Here is a 16,733-nt window from a genome sequence, read left to right on the forward strand (position 1 = left end):
GAAAGGGGCATGTTTGCGAGAGCGCGAATCGCGGCGTGTGCGTGCGTCCCCGGCTGTTGCAAAGAGCCGCGATGCTCCTCCCGGCTTTCCACTCCGGGTGCCCGGCAGTCCGCTCGATGACTGAGATGTGCCCCTCCCTACGGCGCGCCGGGCCTCAAGCAACTCGTTGATAGTGCATGGCGACCGCGCCGTTGCGCAGCGGCTCCGCTGAGATCAGATCCAGGCGTCGGGTGCTGGCCAGTCTGCCGTGATACAGGGTCGGGCCATGGCCGGAGATCATGGGATGGATGAGGAACCTGTACTCATCGATCAGATCCAGTCGGTCTAGTTCTGCCGCAAGTTTCCCGCTGCCCAGAAGCACCCCGTTGGGAGTGCGATCCTTGAGTTCCTGTACCGCCGTGCGCAGGTCGCCGACGACGTGGTGGCTGTTGGTCCACGGGAAGTCGATTCGCGTCGCTGACACGACGTACTTTGGCTTGGCTTCCAGCTTGAGCGCCCACTCGCGCATCGCCGGCGGCGCATCGACGTCGCCGCGGGCGACCGCTGGCCAATGGCTCTCCATCATCTCGTAGGTGATGCGTCCCCAGAGCATGGCGCCGCTCTGGTCCATGAGTCGGGTGAAGTGCGCGTGCGTCTCATCGTCGGCGATGCCCTCCTGGTGGTCGACGCAACCGTCCAGGGTGAGGTTGATGCTGAACGTCAAGAGACCCATCCGAAGATCCTAGGCCGCCCGCTTCCGACAGACACGTGCGTCCGGCAGGCGGCGCTAGAACGTGGCCACTTCGCGGCGGATAGACGCACCTTTGGACCCGAGCGGATCGCGGCATGAGCGGCCACCCTCGGCGCCACTGATCGGGACGCGCAGCAGTGCTTCTACCTACCCGCTGTCGACCGAGAAGGTCCGGTCTGAGCAGACCCGCTGGTCTCACTCCTTCTTTGCGCGTGTCTCTATGCGCACGCTCAGGTCGTCGAGCTCGTCGGCCAGCGAGGAGGCGACCCAGACTTGGTTTCGGGTGCGCTTGGTGAGGGGCCGGATCACGCCGGCCTCGTGGAGTCGGCCAATGGCTGCGTAGACGCTCGAGGTCGCCCCGCCCACTCGATTCTCGGCCTCGTCGGCGGAGAACACCGGGTACTCGAGGAGGCTGTCGAGCAACTTGGCTGCCGCGCTGCCCTTGCGCGGCTTCCCGGCGACCAAACGGCATTCGTCGGGCATCTGGGCCAGCCGGCCACCAGTAATTCGCGACTCCTGCGCGGCGATCCGCGAAGCCTTGGAGAACGACTCGATGATCGCCGTGGCGTCGCCGGCGCGGTAGGCGTTGAGGGCCGCGAAGTAGGACTCGCGGCGCGCCACGATCGCCGAGGCGAGAGGCACCACGACGCGCCGTGTAGTGCCTCGCTTGCGCAGGATGGTGTTGATCAGCGCGCGGCCGATGCGTCCGTTGCCGTCGGTGAAGGGGTGGATCGACTCGAACTGGGCGTGCGCGATCGCCGACTGGATGAGCACGCCGACGTCGGTCCTGTTGGCGAAGACCAGCAGGTCGTCCATGTAGCCGTCGACGGTGCGCGGGGGAGGAGGCACGTAGGTGGCGTTGCGTGGCGAATGGTCCGAGCCCTCGATCCAGTTCTGCATCTCGCGCGGGCGCCCCGCGTGGGCGCGTTCCTGGGGGTCGTCGGCCATCAAGGTGTTGTGGGCCCGATAGATCTTGTCCAGCTCGATCGGCTGCCCGTTCTGCACGGAACTGATGAGGTCGCTCAGCGCCGCGGTCGAGGCGACCATCGACACAGCCGACATGTTGGACCTGATCCCGTGCAGTGCTCGTGCATAGTCGTCGAGGGAGGCCTCGACGTGCTCGATCTTCGACGAGGCCACCGACTCTGCTCGCAGCAGCAGTGTGGCTAGCGAGGCGAGGTGATCGCCGTGGGTCTCGTCGAGGGCTGCGATCTCGCGTAGCGCTACATCCATCTCAGCGCCGATGCTCGAGGGAACCGCAACGTCAAGCTCAGCGATGCGCGGCGGCAGCCAGACCGTCACCTCCGTCAGGATCCGATCCTCGCGGGTGCCGCCCCTGATGGACTGCTGCCAGGGCTCGACGAGGTGCTCGTGTGCCGGCACTTCAATACTGGACACCCGTCTCGCCTCTCTGACCTTGCTGCTGCTGGTTGTGCTGCTGGCGGTCTTGGCAACTCGCAGCACCAACGCTGCGGTCGCGACAACTCGGAACATCGTAGTAGATATTCCGAGTTACAAGTTTCAATCCGGAATATCCACCAAGGTATTCCGACTTAGCGCTCGGCGCCGGCTGCAGCCGCTCCCGACAGCGGCTCCGCTAGCTGCACAATGTCGACATAGTCGCGCCAGCGCGTGCTCGTGATGCCACGCTCCAAAATGGTGATGCCCTTCTCCGCAACCGAAGTCTCCGGGGCATACCCAAGTATCTCGATCGGCTCACCCAGGACTCGGGGGATGGACACCATCTTCGGCAGGGGGACAACCGGGTCCCCGGTAGAGATGTCCCACGCCACGACGAGCCGCGCTGTCCCAACCGTGCCGTGCACCCGCATCCGAAGGCCAGGGTAGTCAGCCGCCACTCGGATGGTTTGGACATTGAGGCTGTCACAGTCGATCTCGAGCCCGTCGTCGGTCTCGACAGCCGCAACATCCCTCACGACTTGTGCGATGTGCGCTGCAGTCACGCACGCCGAGAGGGCTTCGGAGTCCACGTCCTTGGTTGGCCGGCGAAATCCGTACCCGGCTAGCAGGATGCCGCCCTTCAGCGCGAAGTCCTTCCCGTGCGGAGTCCGCTGAAGCCGGTCCAGGAACGACTCCAAACCATGGCGTATCACCAATTCGCCGGTTGTGACCGGGGCATGAGCCTGCCTTGACGTTAGCGCTTGGCGCTGAAGCTGCTCGAAGACATGAGTGCCGCTCACCGCCATCAGGTCAGCGCCTCCAGCGTCCGCAGCAGCGGCCCCCGAGTCCGCGGCAGCTTTGACGCGATCTTCAACAGGTCGGCAGGCTTCCCGCCTCGGCCAAGCCACGTCCGCAGCGCGTCTCGCCCCAACTCATACCCCAACGAACCGCGTAGCCGAAACGCGTCAGCGATGGATCGTTCCTGGCTATAGATACCAATGCGCATGCTCGCACCGGGGATGGAGATGGTGGTCCGACCTATGGTGAAGGAGTCAACAGCGAAGAGGTGCCAGGCAATCGGCCTCTCAGTCGCCGGAGTGCGGCTGCCCCTTGGAATGGCAACGTCAAGTGCTTGAGGAATCTCGTCGGTCAGGTCGTAGTAGGCCAGTGCCGAGGTCAAGCAGAGGGTCGCCTTGGGATGCTTGGCGGCCGCCTCCAGCCAGTCCCAGTCGGCCGCGTCAGCGTTGGAGGGGAGGTAGAGGCCGCGCGCAATTTTCTCGTAGGCGCCGGCGTTTGCGCGCCGGTAGAACGTGCTGCGGGACGTGGCGCGCTCACCAGCACGAAAGAGTTTCGCGTTGGGCATCTTGTCCCCCTCTCATTGGAACAAACCGTATACCGATAACTATACCTGTATACGTTTTCCTCCGCCACCACCATCTCTTGAGTCTCACCCCGCCAGCCGAAGCGCCCTCAGACCCTAGGTGACTCCAGCGGGCAGAAGTTGCCTTCCATGTTGCACGTGTGATGCGGAAGCGACGAGCCGTTGCCCCAGCCGACATGCAACGCAGCAATCGCAGTCAACACCGAAGCGGTTGGGGATCGAGGCAGCGCGCACCCGCTCAGCACGACGTGCGGTAGTCATCGGCTGACCGATGAAGCAGATCGTTCCCAGGTCCACGCCTTCCAAACGACGACCGCAAGTGCGATCAGCATCACGGCGACGTGGAAGTAGTCGTCGAGGTCGCCGGGCAGCCCAATTAAGGTCAGCGCGAACAGCGGCGCCACGATGACGTTGACCCATCGGTTGGCTCGGAGCGGAAGCACCCACGCCATCAGCACCATGGCGATCGGCACTTCGATCATGATGCCTCCGAGGAGGAACATTGCTTCGGTGACCTCTTGGCCGTTGTAGATCCCGTTCAGCGCGTCCGCGAGGACTTCCGCCTTCATGATTTCGTGCAGGTCGCGGAAGATGAAGTTCAGAAGGACAAAAATCCACAGAGCAGAGAGAAGCGCTCGCTTCTCCAGACGGTCGATACGCTCGTTCGGACCCAGGACAAGATCTCTGCTTGGTGTTGTCGTGCTCACGATCGGGTACCCACGTCGCTGTTCGCCTTGCTGGACGGCACGCCACGTGCGGCTGTGACGTCGACGGACACTTTGCCGACAGCGCGACCACTCTTGATGCGGTCGTACCCCACCCGCACATCACCCAGGGTGACGGTCTCGCTCAGGTGCGAGCCGACCTTGCCCTCGTCAACCAGGGCGGCAATCTCCTTGAGGTACCGCGCGTCCTCACCCTGCACGAACCAATGGCACGACTGCGACCCGAATCGCCAGCGCAGCAGCCTCACGAGCAGGCGAGGCAACGGACCGAGGAATCCGTCCATTTTCTGGTCGCCGACCACGATCCATCGGCCGTCGCGGACGAGCGCGCGACGGATCTCAGCGTCGCTGCGGTTCCCAATGCAGTCGATGATCACGTCCCATCGCTGGGACGTGAAGTCCTCGGAGCCGTACTCGATGACCTGATCCGCACCCAGGCCACGTACGAAGTCCGTGTTGCTGGAGGAAGACACACCGGCGACCCAGTGCGCGCCGCGGGCTTTGGCGATCTGAACGGCGTAGTGGCCGACCCCTCCGGAGGCGCCGTTCACGACGACTCGCTTGCCTGTGACGTTCCCGAGTTCGACTGCTTGCAACGCAGTCGCGCCGGCAACCGGTAGTGCCGCGCATTCGAACGCGGTCATTTCTGTTGGAGAGAGCCACATGTGATCAGCCTCGGCGACAGCGTATTCGGCATACGCACCGGTCAACCAGCCGAACACTGACTGGCCGACCTCGAAGCCCTCGACGCCAGAGCCCACCTGGTCAACCACTCCGCAGGCTTCACGGCCGGGGATCTCGTGCTTGGGGCGATGCAAGCCCTCGACCAGTCGCACGAAACCCGGCGACCCGGTGGCAAGGTGCCGATCCATCGGGTTGACGGTGCTCGCAGCGACCTTGATCCGAAGTTGTCCTGGCCCAGCCGATGGCACTGGGCGCTGGGCGATCTCGATCGCATCGAGCCCATAGGCATGCTGCACGACGGCGGTCATGCTGTGTGACGGATGCTGGGCCTTGCTCGAAGTGTCGGGGGAGGGTGAGGTGTTGGGTTTCTTATCCATGAGACAACCGTGCGCTTGGGTGGTTGCCGATGAGTGGCAGGTCGGTGGAGGGGTGGTGGAACCGAGAAACGAGCTCAAGATCGACGGAGCTCGGCAATCAGGACATCGAGAGTCTCCCGCATCACGCGCAGGGTGTCGCGCTGGTCGAGGTCACGGGATTGGGCCTGCTCGGCGATAGCCCGGGTTGTCGGGTTGTTGTCAACGCGCACTGCGACGTCGGCGATCAATGCCGCAAGGCCAGTGTCGGGGTCGGCCAGGAATCCTTGCGATCGCAGGTGCCCGACGACGATTGCGGCGGACTCCAGCCGATCAAGTGAGCTCGTCATCGTGACGAATTCCAGACCCGCAAGAACGACGCCACTGTGGTTTCTGGCGTCGAGCAACTCCTGGACGTATGAGCGCAAGATCGAGAATGCTTGATCGGGGTGGCCCTCATGGAAGGCTTGCCGAGCGGCGAGCGCTTCTATCGGACTGTTCGTGCGCGGCGGTATGTCGAGTGACGCGGCTGCAAGGTACAACGTCTGCGCGCGTTCGTTATCGCCCCGCATCGAGGCGGTCGCACCAGCCAAATACAGAGCCCAGGTCATGTACGTTGGCGGCGCCGACTGGTGCCGAAAGCGCTCGATGAGATCGTCCAGGAACGTCGCGGCGGCGGCAAGGTTGTCGACCTGCAGCATGTTTCCGCCGACGAAGATCTCGAACAGCATGGCCAGCGACGCTTCGTTGCGCGAGCGAGCCGTTGCGATGGCCTCTGGGCCTAGATCGAGAATTCGCTGTCGATCGCCCTGAATGACTGCGATGCCGAAGCGACCGAGGACGCCCCTCGGCGAAGGGCGCGACTGAGCAATTGCATCGAAGCGAGCGACATCTTGGGTCATGGTGTGATGCAGCGCGATCCAGAGCAGACACAAAGCGTTCGTTTCATCATCGGTCTCCTCGACGATGTCGAGGAGACGTTCTGCCCAGTCGGAGATCTCACCGACTCCGCGCCGCAAGAACACCTGGGTCGAGATGCGAGCAATCACGTGTGCGGTCACTGCAACGTCTCCGCGGGCGAGTGCCCCATCCACCGCCGCTCGCAGGTTTGGCCACAACTCACTGAGTTCATACAGACCGCGTACCTCATCGGGGCCATCGAGAAGCACCGAGATCCGGTCAACCTCACTCCTGATGAACGCGCAGTGACGACGCGCGATCTGATCGGCTTCTCCGCTCTCTGCGAGGGCCTCAGCGCCGAACTGACGGATGGTTTCCAGCAATCGGTACCGACGTCCGGAACCCGTTGAGGCGACGCTCACCATGGACCGGTCGACAAGATCACCGACCAGGGCGGTGACATCGTCAACGCACAGAGTCTCGTCAGCAACAACGGACTCCGCTGCGTGCATGTCGAAAGGGCCAGCGAAGACCGACAGCCGGCGGAACAGCAAACGCTCCGCGTCGTCCAGCAAATCGTAGGACCACCGAACTGCGGCCTGCAGGGTGCGGTGCCGCTCGACACTTCCCCGTCGCCCAGCAGTGAGCAACCGGAAACTGCTGTCGAGCCGGGCGACGATGTCTGCGGGCGCATGACTACGAATACGCGCGGCTGCCAGCTCGATCGCGAGCGGGACGCCGTCCAGGCGCCGACAGATCTCAGCGACCGATTCAGGGTCGTCAGCGATGTCGAACGAGCGGTCTGCTGCGAGGGCACGCTCAGTGAAAAGTTGGACCGCTGACGTGGTGACGTCGAGGGGACCAACAACCACAAGTTGTTCGCCTCGAACACCGAGACCTTCGCGCGAAGTGCACAGCACGGTCACGTCCAGCCCCGCCGAGGCGATCTCATCAACGAGTGTTGTCGCACCGTCGATGACGTGCTCACAATTGTCGAACACGAGCAGGCCACCAGGATGATCCAGCGCACGCACGACCGCGCTTGCAAGGGGACGCCCCGGGGCCTCCTTGACCTGGAGCACGTCAGCAACGGCTCGCTCAACGTCGGTTGATGATGACACGCCCGCGAGTTCGACGAACCACACGGGCGCGGCCTCGCGCCGATGTGCGAGCTCGAGCGCCAGACGCGTCTTTCCGATCCCACCGGGGCCTACCAGGGTCACCACAGGGGAGAGATCGACCGCGGCCATCGCGACATCCATGGCGTCGGCACGGCCGATCAGCCGTCCACGGGGCCGCCGCGGACCCACCCATCCGGCCCGGACGCGCAGCGAGGGAAAGTCGGCGTCACCGAATTGGTGCACGCGGTGCTCGTTCCATGAGTCCGTAAAACGGACCGCTCCAAGGTCTAACAGCGTCTCGTTCTCAAAAAGCGCCGCAGCACTCATCGAAAGAAGCGTTTGGCCACCGTGGCCGGCGCCGGCGAGTCGAGCGGCGAGATCGACAGTTGGTCCGACGTAGTTGCCATTGCGCCCGTCTGCCTCGCCGACGTGCAGGCCGATCCTGACGAGTTGCTCACCTGCCGCGGTGACGGCATCAGCGGCGACCAGTTGGACCTGCTTGGCCCAGTTGAGTGCATCGCTCGCCTTGGCGAAGACGACCGACATCGATTCTGCGCCGGTGGCCCAGACCTGTCCGTCGTGCTCGGCCGCCACAGTGCGGACGAGCCCGGCATGCACTTCTGCCGCTGCGGCCCACCCAGAACGATCGTCGCGCCAGCGGCGATGAGATGTGTCGATCTCAGAACATGCGAAAGCCATCATCCCCGTCGGAAACTCAACGTCAGAACGTCGCGGTCCCGTGGCAGCCAATACCGGGTCCTGGGATAGCACAGCGGTCTCGAGTTCCTTCAAGCGAGCGCTGGGTTCGACACCGAGGTCCTCGATGAGGTGCTGACGGGCTCGCCGATACGCTTCCAGCGCATCGCCCTGACGCCCGACGCGATACAAGGCGGTGATCAACAGCGCCCAGAGACCCTCGCGAAACGGATGGCTCGAGGTAAGTTCCGTCAGTCGGCCGATCACCGACTGTGGATCGGCGTCGACCACGTCCTCCAGGTCGGACTCGACAGCACCAAGCCACTGCTCGACTAAGCCATCAACCATCGGCTGCAGGCCGGGGGCGTCGAGGCCCGCGAGTGGCAGTCCATCCCACTGGGCCAAGGCCCCAGCCACGTCGCCGGCGGATAGTCGAGAACGAAATCGAGCGACGTCGATGCTCTCCTCCGGTACAACGAGACGGTATGCCGCACCGGAGCGGATGAGCGCCTCGTGGCTAACGGCGCGTCGCAGCCGAGCAACATACCCCTGCAGCGTTTTCGCTGCGGTGCGCGGTGGGTCATCACCCCAGAGAAGATCGATCAGGGTCGACACCGGGACGGCCCCGTCCGGGCTGAGAACGAGTGCTGCAAGCAACTCTTGGCACTTCGCTGGACCGGGGTCGATCGGTGTTCCGTCCTCAGCGAGGATCGTCACGCCGCCGAACAGTTGGATCCGCACGAACCTTGGCCCTTCTTCAGATTCGCATCGTGTCACGGATCCCCTGGGGCGGGGTCGGCGTCTGCGGATGGTATTCGATCATGGAGATAAGTCCGTTGGCGCTCACATGCTCAAAGCTCAAGGCGTGGTTGCGAAGACTTTCCGGTGATACGGGATGTGAGTGAAGGAAATGCCTGAAGCGCCAGCCGTGCAGGCGTGCGAGGGGCCGGTTGCTATCCGTAATGGCCAAGGCCATGAACCGGCCACCGGCGTGAAGCCGCTCGGTCGCTGTGCGGATGAGGTCGGCTGGGTCCCTGTGGTGAGACAGCAGCCACGTTGCCGTGATCAGGTCGTAGCGTTCATCGGCCACCAGTGCGGTGTCGGCATCGCAGTGTCGGAACTCCGCTCGGCTATACGGGTGAGCGGCGCGAGCGGCGCCGATCATCCTTGCCGAGGAGTCCACCCCCACATAGCTGTCGATCGCAAGGCCAGCGTGAGCAAAACGTCGCACGTTGCGGCCGGTGCCGCACCCGAGGTCAAGCACGCGCAGCGGTCGGTCGCCGAGCAGCTGGAGCCGATGATGAAAGGCGGCGTTTGCTTCGCGGCAGACGAGGTGCTCCCACAGGGTGGCTCGCGCGTCGAAGTGACGGACAAAGTCCGAGTCGTAGAGCTCGGCGACGCCCAGGTCTGCGACGCTCGTGGGTGCACTCATGGGTGTTGTCTCCTTCCGGGAGAGCTGGTCGGTGATGTGCGGCTCAGGCACGTGAGACACGGCCGCGCAGCGCGAGGGCTGACAACGTCAAGGTCACGACGAAGACGGCGCCGACCGCACCGATGCCCTGCGCGAGCACGGGGCCATCCCAACCGACCATCAGCAATGCGCGGAGTGCCTCGAGGAGATAGGTCACCGGGTTGTATTGCACGATCTCGGCCATCCACCCGGTCATGGCATCTCGTGGCACAAACGCGGTGCTCAGGAACGCGAACGGCATGAAGAGCAGAAAACTGGCGTTGACTGCCGCTGGGTTGCCCGTGCGCAGGGCGACCGCGTACGGGAAGCCAGCGAAGGCGAGCCCCCAGAGTGCGCACAAGGCAAGGAAGGAGATGAATCCCAACGGGCCGGTGACGAACCTCACGCCGAAGAGCAGGCCCGCTACCGATACCAAACTCGCCAGGACAAGGACCAACACGAGGTCGGCGATCATGAGCCCGAGCAACAGGGCAGTCCGGCGGATAGGTGTGACCAGCAACCGATCAAAGTACCCGCTCTGTATATCGGTGACGAGCGCAGCGGCACGCGAGACCCCCGTGATGGCGAACACTATGCCCATCGGCAAGAGGAACGCCTTGAAGTCGAGGCCGGCAGGACTACTTGCCATCACAAGGTCTTGCAGCACACCGACCTGGACGGCATAGAAGAAAACTCCGACGAAGAGTGATGGAATCACTGCTTCCGGGTCACGCAGAATCTGACGGAGGGCGCGGGCGGCGACCGATGTGACGTCTTGGCCGAAGCCGGCCGGTTGGGCAAGCGTCCTGACGCGCCCGCTGTCGTCTGGACTCGGTCGAGTGGTCATCGGGTTGGTCATAGCGGTGGTCATGCTGAGACTCCTTGTTCGGGCGTGGCATCGGTGGGCGCGTCTGCTTCGAAGCGTCCACCTGTGTGATGCAGGAAGACGTCGTCGAGCGTCGGCGTGCGGGTCGCCAACGAACGGACGCTGACCCCCGCACGATCCAGGGTGGTCGCGATGGCCAGCAGGGTTGCCGCACCGTCGGCGACGGACATCGTGACGGTGTCACCGTGGGCGGTCACGTCTTCTGCGGCAGGCACGGAGGTGAGTGCTTCGACGGCGGTCGCAACTTGAGGCTCCGAGACAGTTGCGATGACGATGTCGCGGCCGATCTGCCGCTTGAGTTCTGCTGGTGTTCCCTCGACGACGAGCGACCCGTCGACGATGATGCCGACTCGGTCGGCGAGGGCGTCCGCCTCCTCGAGGTATTGGGTGGTGAGGAAGATGGTTGTCCCAGCGTCGTTGAGTCGTCGCACTTCGGCCCACATGCGCGCGCGGCTGGCCGGGTCGAGCCCGGTCGTCGGCTCGTCCAAGAACAGGACGTCGGGTTGGTGAACCAGGGAACCGGCCAGGTCCAGGCGTCGCTTCATACCCCCGGAGTAGGTCTTGATCAGATCGTCGATCGACTCGCCGATACCGACCAGATCGACGACCTCGGCTACGCGGCGGTCGATCGTGACCCGGTCTAGTCCGTAGAGGCGACCCTGCAGGCGAAGCAGCTCGCGGCCCGTTTGGGATTCATCGAGTGAGGAACCTTGCAGAGCCACGCCGATGCGAAGGCGGACCTGTCCGGGATCGGTGTCGAGGTCGCATCCGGCGACGGTGGCCTGGCCGCTCGTTGGTGCAAGTAACGTGCACAACATCCGAACGGTGGTGCTTTTGCCTGCTCCGTTCGGCCCCAGGAAGCCGTAGATCTCTCCGCGCTGGACGTGCAGGTCAAGAGAACGGACCGCAGGTGTACCACCGAAGTCGCGTCCGAGTCTGGTAGCAACTATTGCTCCGGTTGGGCTCTGGTGTTCTGATGGCTTGCGCATTAGACAGTCACCGTTTCGCGGGGAGCCGGGAGGTCTTCGCCTGCCATTTCGGGTTGCGGAAGACCCGCCTCACCCTCGATGTCGATGGTCGGCAACAGGCGATCGAGCCAGCCCGGGATCCACCAGTTGGCGTGACCTAGCAATGTCATCGTCGCTGGCACCACGATCAGCCTGATGAGGGTGGCATCAATAAAGATGGCCGTGGCCAACCCGAGCCCCATCACCTTGATGACAGGGTTCTCGCCGAAAGCGAACCCGAGGAAGACCGCGATCATGATCAGGGCAGCTGACGTGATGACCCGGGCGGTGCTTGCGATGCCGTATATCACCGAACCGTTGTTGTCGTGAGTGAGCAGGTACTCCTCGCGCACCCGTGACAGGAGGAACACCTCGTAGTCCATGGAAAGGCCGAACAGGACCGCGAACATGAACATGGGCAGGAAAGGCTCGATCGGCAGGGTCGACTCCAGACCGATGAGGCCGATGCCCCAGCCCCACTGGAACACCATGACCAACACGCCATACGTGGCGCCGATGCTCAGCAGGTTCAGCACAGCAGCCTTCATCGGCACCAAGATGGATCGGAACACGATGGTCAGGAGAATGAGCGACAGCAAGATCACTGCGGCGATGAAGAGCGGGAGCCGATTCTTCAATTGGTCGCCGATGTCGGCAAACGCCGCCGTCGAGCCACCGATATGCGCCTGCGCCGGGCTCTGATCCAGGACGGCCGGAAAGACATCAGCTCGTAAACGCTTGATCGTGTCGAGCGTGGCGCCGTCCTGGGGAGCGGTGGTCGGGTAGGCGAGCAGGGTGGCTACTCCGGCGCCGGTGTTGACTTGCGGGGCGGCTACGTCGGCGATTCCCGCGTCTGAGGCGATGGCGTCAAACAGCGGTTGGGTGACGCTTGGGTCCTGCGAGATGTCAACGGCGATGACCAACGGGCCATTGATGCCGGGGCCAAATCCTTCGGCCACGAGATCGTAGGCCTGTCGTTCCGTACGGGTCTCTGGCAGCGTGCCGGCATCCGGGGAGCCCATCCGCAGGGCCAGCGCCGGCGCGGCTACGGCGAGCAGCAGCACAGAAACGGCGACGACATACAACCACGCGTGGCTCGACACGTGCTTACCCCAACGCATCCATCGCATGCTGACCTTGGGGCCATCAGCGGTCCGGGCCCGCCCGAATGCGGCTCGATTGATCCGGTGCCCGGCAAGCCCCAGCAAGGCGGGAAGCAACGTGACCGACGCGGTCACCATGATCGCCACGATGACCGACGTGGCGATGCCTGCCGCGGTCAACGCCGGGACGCCGGCGACTGCGAGACCGAGAATCGCGATGACCACGGTGCCACCGGCGAAGAGCACGGCTTGACCAGCGGTGGCGACCGCCCGACCGGCCGATTCCTCGACGGTCATCCCATTGGACAGAAACTCCCGGTGCCGGGTGAGCAGGAACAGGGCGTAGTCGATCCCGACACCGAGGCCAATCATGGTGGCGATCTGCGGTGCCCAACTGGGAATGTCGACCAGATAGTTGATCAGCGCCATCGAACTGATGCCGACGGCGAGGCCGAAGATCGCCATCGCGATGGGCAGACCCATGGCGATAATCGAGCCGAACGCCAGGAGCAAGATAATGACTGCCGCGACGAGACCGACCATCTCGCCGGTGCCGGTCTCCGCCTCCTGGAACGTAAAGAACAGTTCGCCGCCCATCTCGATCTGCAAGGGGGAACCTTGTTGAGCCTCGACTCCGAGAGTCCTGAGATTTTCAAGGTCCTTCACGGACACCTCGTCCACGACCGGATATTGGACCTGGACGAGGGCGACCCGACCGTCTGGCGACACCGATCCGCTGGTCGTAGCCACGTCGGCACCTTGGGCCAAGTCACCGGCTGGGTCGCTGGTGCCGGTTACGTTGGACAACTCTGCGATCCCGGTCTGGATTTTGGACACCTCGGCCCGCGCTTCGGCGGAGTTGAAGAAGGTCACGCCTTCTTCAGACGGGGTCATGACTACCAGCGCGCTCAGCCCCGCCGTGTCCGACTCAGCGGCTTCGAGCAGATCGGCGGCCTGCGCGGAGTCAAGCCCCGGCACTTCGAGGGAATCCTCAAGCTCACTTCCAAACATCGTAGATGCACCGATCACGAGCAGGGCCATCACCAGCCAGGTCCCGATCACGGTCCACGGGCGGCGGGCGGCATACCTGCCCAGTCGGTACAAGCGATGTGACATTGGGTGCTCCTCAGCGTTCTGGTCGCGATCCGAGTGGACCGAACATGTCGACCATGACCCGCGGGAGTTGGCTCCTGGTGCTCGCTGGGTGGCGCGCTGGTGGTGACGGCCGATTTCCCCCTCTCCCCGGGTCTGGAACGTGCGTCCTTCTGGGCGCTGTGACGCGCGACCGGCTTACGCACGGGAAGGTCCTTCTTCGATCCCGGGGGACGGCTCATTCGCCAGTGCTTGCCTCGTTCTCGGCGGGGCGCGCAGCAGGCGGGCCGATCGACGCGGTGATGATCGACTCCGCTGCCTTTCTCGTGCGGTCCTCGGCGGTCGGCCAGAGGTGGGCGTAGGTGTTGAGGGTGGTGGTCGCCTTTGCGTGGCCGAGCGAGCGTTGGACGGTCACCACGTCGCAGCCGGCAGCGATGAGGCCGGAGGCGTAGAAGTGCCGCAGGTCGTGGAGCTTGATGCCGTTCAGGCCCGCGTCGCGCAGCGTCTTGCGCCACCAGAAGCCGACCGTGTTCTGGTGGGGCGGGTTTCCGCCCTCCCCGGCGAAGAGCCACCGATCCTTGCCGGTGGCGCCGAGGGCGGTGACGTGCTCGGAGAGGACGGCGACGAGACTGTCTGCGAGGTAGACGACGCGCTCTGATCCATACTTCGGTGCCCGCACGTCGATCGCACCACCGTTGACACGCTGGACCTGGCGGGAGACCTTGAGCGATCTGCGGAGGAAGTTGACGTCACCGAGCTGGACGCCAGCGGCCTCACCCAGCCGGAGGCCCGCGAAGGCGCAGAGGGCGATGAACGGCTGGAACCGTTCGTCGGCCACGGCCATGAGTTGCCCGACCTCCTCGGGAGCAGCGATCGACATAGCGATGTCCGCGCGGCGACGGCGCGGGAGGCGTACTCCGTCGGTCGGGTCGGAGCCGATCACACGGTCTTTCACGGCGGCCCGGAAGACCGACCGGACGTTGACGTAGCGAGTCTTGATAGTGCCGGGTGCGAGGCCGGCAGCGTCCATCTGCTTAACCCAGCTCTCGACGTCCGAGCGACGGACCTGCATCATCGCCTTCCCAGCGAAGGGCACGGATCTGGCCGCCAACGACATCGCGAGGACGGTGCCGGGAGCCCACACCTGGCGGGCCGACCACTCGCCGAAGAACGCCGCGAACGTGATCCGGCCGGCCTGTGGGTCGGCGTAGGTGCCGGTGACGACGGCAGAGGTGACCTGGTCGAGCCACTGCTGAGCGTCGATCTTGCGATCGAAGTGTCGCGAGTGCTCCTTGCCGGACTCGTCGCGATACCGCGCCCGCCACTTGTTGTTGGCTCGCCTGGCGATGTTTCCCGACATGGTGGTGCTCCTCCCGGGACCGTCCCATCGTCTCTCCGAGATCCGACGGCGGGCAGCCTCAGTGGTGGCCCTGTGGACGGTTGGTCTGCTCGCTGAGCCAGAGGATGAGGTCGGCGCGCCAGTACCGCACGTGGCGTCCGAGCTTGAAGCTGCGTGGCCCGGACCCGAGGTGGCGCCAGTAGCGCAGGGTGCCTTCGGGGACGCGGAGGAAGGCGCAGGCCTCTTGGAGGGTGAGCATCTCGTCCCCGGCGTTCTGAGGACGAAGGGTGGGGTGGCGTGGTGCGGTCATGGTGGCGCTCCTGTCGGTCGGTGTCAGTGAGCTGTGGCCCACGTCGGTCATCGTGGGAGGGCGTCGCTCCCGAATGCGTCCCTCCCCCTGCGGTTTTCGGGTGGGGGCACGGGGGAGGGGCGTTGCATCGACGCAGGTCAGGGTGCGTCCCCAGGAAAGTTCAGGAAGGTCGTGTCAAGGCCCGATCGAGTAGCCCTGGTGTTCCGGCTGAGGCGACGGGATGTGCTGGCGTTCGCGCTCTGGACGCCGCGGCCTCGCCGGTGGGGGCGACCCGGTCCGGCGGGCGGGGCCGTACCACTCGATGGCCTCGATCGCGGCGTCTCGGGCGTGGGCGGGGCCGAGGTCGGCATGGTCGCGTGCGAATGTGTCGATCCACTGTTGCTTCGCATCCTCGCGGGTGTCGGCGACCAGGTGCGCTGTGTTGCTGGCCCTGCCGCGGGTCATAGAGACGTACGCCGCTGCGGCGCTCGTGGACTCGGTCAGCGCGACGTGGGCTCGAGCGACCGACTCGCCCTGGGCTCCGTGAACGGTCGTGGCGTAGGCGAGCTCGACATGATCGCGCGCGTACCGTGCCGGGACGGCCTGGTCTCGTCCACGGTCGTGCAGGAGCATCGAGCCGTCGCTGCCCACGCTGGTGACGGTCCAGGCTTGTCGGTTCGCGATGCGGAGGTCGGGGGCGTTGCGGCGCGTCGCGACCCGATCCTTGACCGTGAGGGTCTCGCCACGACGGGTAGTCACCGTCGGCTGGGCCCCGGCGAGAGGGTCACGGTCGGTGCGCTGTGCTCGGATGACCGCGTTGAGATCGGCCACCTGCTCGCGGGTGTCGGCCATGACGAGGTCGCCGGCTGCGCCCCGGCGAGCAAGTGCGGCTGTCCGCTCGACGTCAGAGGAGTGCACCACGATCTGACCGCGGTCGAGGAGGGCCTCGAACACCTCGCCGCTTCGGTAGCCTTGGCGCATTCGCAGGCTCAAGATGCCGTAGGCGGGGTCGGAGAACCGGCGCACGGTCTCGAGAGTGGCCACGGTTGCTGGATCCGCATAGGCGATAGCGTGGTCGAGTACGCCACCGCGGCCGACGGCCGGGAGCTGATGTCGGTCTCCCATGAACGCGACCCGAGCACCGGTCTCGTCGGCGACGGTGAGGAGCGCGCGGGCGGTGTCCTGGTCGAGCATGCCGGCTTCGTCGACCATGAGCAGATCCCCGGATCGAACGACGGCCGAGTCGCAGGGTATGGGGTGGGGCTGCCGGGTCCACTGTCCGTCGTCGTCCCAGCGCCACCCGTGCTGGTGGATCAGCCACGCCGCGGAGTGTCCCTCGGCGCCGGTCTCACGAGCGGCCACGTCGGCGGCCTTCATCGTCGGTGTTACCACGACCAGTCGCTGCCCGTGGTGCGCCAACTGTTGTCGGACCGAGCGGAGCACGGTGGTCTTGCCTACCCCGGCTGCGCCCTCGACCACGACCAGTGGGGCCTCGCTCGTCAACAGGTCGGCAACGTCAGAGGGGGAGGGCCTGCCCTGCTGTGGGTCGAGGCTGTCAGGCCATTGCGGTGTGCCG

At 64.9% G+C, this 16,733-nt stretch carries 14 protein-coding genes; all 14 read right to left on the minus strand.

The annotated features are described in order from the left end of the window. Positions 1-154: 154 nt before the first annotated feature. Positions 155-712, minus strand: coding sequence for a dihydrofolate reductase family protein (locus VJ976_RS01565; RefSeq protein ID WP_324098237.1), 558 nt, complete (start codon positions 710-712; stop codon positions 155-157). Positions 713-925: 213 nt separating this feature from the next. Next, positions 926-2,128: a Fic family protein gene (locus tag VJ976_RS01570; protein ID WP_324098239.1), complete on the minus strand. Its 1,203-nt coding sequence runs from the start codon at positions 2,126-2,128 to the stop codon at positions 926-928. Between the two features lie 155 nt (positions 2,129-2,283). Continuing rightward, complete coding sequence (locus VJ976_RS01575; protein ID WP_324098241.1) at positions 2,284-2,937, minus strand: nucleotidyl transferase AbiEii/AbiGii toxin family protein; 654 nt, start codon at positions 2,935-2,937, stop codon at positions 2,284-2,286. Further along, a complete protein-coding gene (locus VJ976_RS01580) occupies positions 2,937-3,494 on the minus strand; it encodes a hypothetical protein (protein ID WP_324098243.1) in 558 nt (185 codons plus the stop codon). Before VJ976_RS01580 ends, VJ976_RS01575 begins: the two co-directional genes overlap by 1 nt. A 275-nt stretch (positions 3,495-3,769) precedes the next feature. Continuing rightward, complete coding sequence (locus VJ976_RS01585) at positions 3,770-4,219, minus strand: DUF6326 family protein (RefSeq protein WP_324098245.1); 450 nt, start codon at positions 4,217-4,219, stop codon at positions 3,770-3,772. Continuing rightward, positions 4,216-5,298, minus strand: coding sequence for an NAD(P)-dependent alcohol dehydrogenase (locus VJ976_RS01590; protein ID WP_324098247.1), 1,083 nt, complete (start codon positions 5,296-5,298; stop codon positions 4,216-4,218). Before VJ976_RS01590 ends, VJ976_RS01585 begins: the two co-directional genes overlap by 4 nt. A 74-nt stretch (positions 5,299-5,372) precedes the next feature. Then, the gene (locus VJ976_RS01595) at positions 5,373-8,732 is read right to left on the minus strand and encodes an AfsR/SARP family transcriptional regulator (protein ID WP_324098249.1); all 3,360 of its coding nucleotides are present in this window, start codon (positions 8,730-8,732) and stop codon (positions 5,373-5,375) included. Positions 8,733-8,748: 16 nt separating this feature from the next. Then, positions 8,749-9,423 carry a class I SAM-dependent methyltransferase gene (locus tag VJ976_RS01600; RefSeq protein ID WP_324098251.1) on the minus strand — a complete coding sequence of 225 codons (675 nt, stop codon included), beginning with the start codon at positions 9,421-9,423 and terminating at the stop codon, positions 8,749-8,751. A 43-nt stretch (positions 9,424-9,466) separates the two neighbouring features. Continuing rightward, on the minus strand, positions 9,467-10,312 hold the full coding sequence (locus VJ976_RS01605) for an ABC transporter permease (RefSeq protein WP_324098253.1): 846 nt from the start codon (positions 10,310-10,312) through the stop codon (positions 9,467-9,469). Then, a complete protein-coding gene (locus VJ976_RS01610) occupies positions 10,309-11,316 on the minus strand; it encodes an ATP-binding cassette domain-containing protein (protein ID WP_324098255.1) in 1,008 nt (335 codons plus the stop codon). Before VJ976_RS01610 ends, VJ976_RS01605 begins: the two co-directional genes overlap by 4 nt. After that, positions 11,316-13,553 carry an MMPL family transporter gene (locus tag VJ976_RS01615; RefSeq protein ID WP_324098257.1) on the minus strand — a complete coding sequence of 746 codons (2,238 nt, stop codon included), beginning with the start codon at positions 13,551-13,553 and terminating at the stop codon, positions 11,316-11,318. Before VJ976_RS01615 ends, VJ976_RS01610 begins: the two co-directional genes overlap by 1 nt. 214 nt (positions 13,554-13,767) lie before the next feature. Then, the gene (locus VJ976_RS01620) at positions 13,768-14,889 is read right to left on the minus strand and encodes a site-specific integrase (RefSeq protein ID WP_324098259.1); all 1,122 of its coding nucleotides are present in this window, start codon (positions 14,887-14,889) and stop codon (positions 13,768-13,770) included. 58 nt (positions 14,890-14,947) lie between these two features. Next, positions 14,948-15,178, minus strand: coding sequence for a helix-turn-helix domain-containing protein (locus VJ976_RS01625; protein ID WP_324098261.1), 231 nt, complete (start codon positions 15,176-15,178; stop codon positions 14,948-14,950). 174 nt (positions 15,179-15,352) lie between these two features. Further along, the coding region (locus VJ976_RS01630; protein WP_324098263.1) for an ATP-dependent DNA helicase at positions 15,353-16,733 on the minus strand (1,381 nt) is incomplete at its 5' end.

The sequence above is a fragment of the Ornithinimicrobium sp. genome, assembly GCF_035267225.1.
GTDB lineage: Bacteria > Actinomycetota > Actinomycetes > Actinomycetales > Dermatophilaceae > Ornithinicoccus.

What these genes read in the sequence shown, in the direction of transcription:
- VJ976_RS01625 (WP_324098261.1), bottom strand. Translation starts at nt 15,178, where the DNA reads ATGACCGCACCACGCCACCCCACCCTTCGTCCTCAGAACGCCGGGGAC.
- VJ976_RS01580 (WP_324098243.1), bottom strand. Translation starts at nt 3,494, where the DNA reads ATGCCCAACGCGAAACTCTTTCGTGCTGGTGAGCGCGCCACGTCCCGC.
- VJ976_RS01565 (WP_324098237.1), bottom strand. Translation starts at nt 712, where the DNA reads ATGGGTCTCTTGACGTTCAGCATCAACCTCACCCTGGACGGTTGCGTC.
- VJ976_RS01610 (WP_324098255.1), bottom strand. Translation starts at nt 11,316, where the DNA reads ATGCGCAAGCCATCAGAACACCAGAGCCCAACCGGAGCAATAGTTGCT.
- VJ976_RS01615 (WP_324098257.1), bottom strand. Translation starts at nt 13,553, where the DNA reads ATGTCACATCGCTTGTACCGACTGGGCAGGTATGCCGCCCGCCGCCCG.
- VJ976_RS01590 (WP_324098247.1), bottom strand. Translation starts at nt 5,298, where the DNA reads ATGGATAAGAAACCCAACACCTCACCCTCCCCCGACACTTCGAGCAAG.
- VJ976_RS01600 (WP_324098251.1), bottom strand. Translation starts at nt 9,423, where the DNA reads ATGAGTGCACCCACGAGCGTCGCAGACCTGGGCGTCGCCGAGCTCTAC.
- VJ976_RS01605 (WP_324098253.1), bottom strand. Translation starts at nt 10,312, where the DNA reads ATGACCACCGCTATGACCAACCCGATGACCACTCGACCGAGTCCAGAC.
- VJ976_RS01620 (WP_324098259.1), bottom strand. Translation starts at nt 14,889, where the DNA reads ATGTCGGGAAACATCGCCAGGCGAGCCAACAACAAGTGGCGGGCGCGG.
- VJ976_RS01575 (WP_324098241.1), bottom strand. Translation starts at nt 2,937, where the DNA reads ATGGCGGTGAGCGGCACTCATGTCTTCGAGCAGCTTCAGCGCCAAGCG.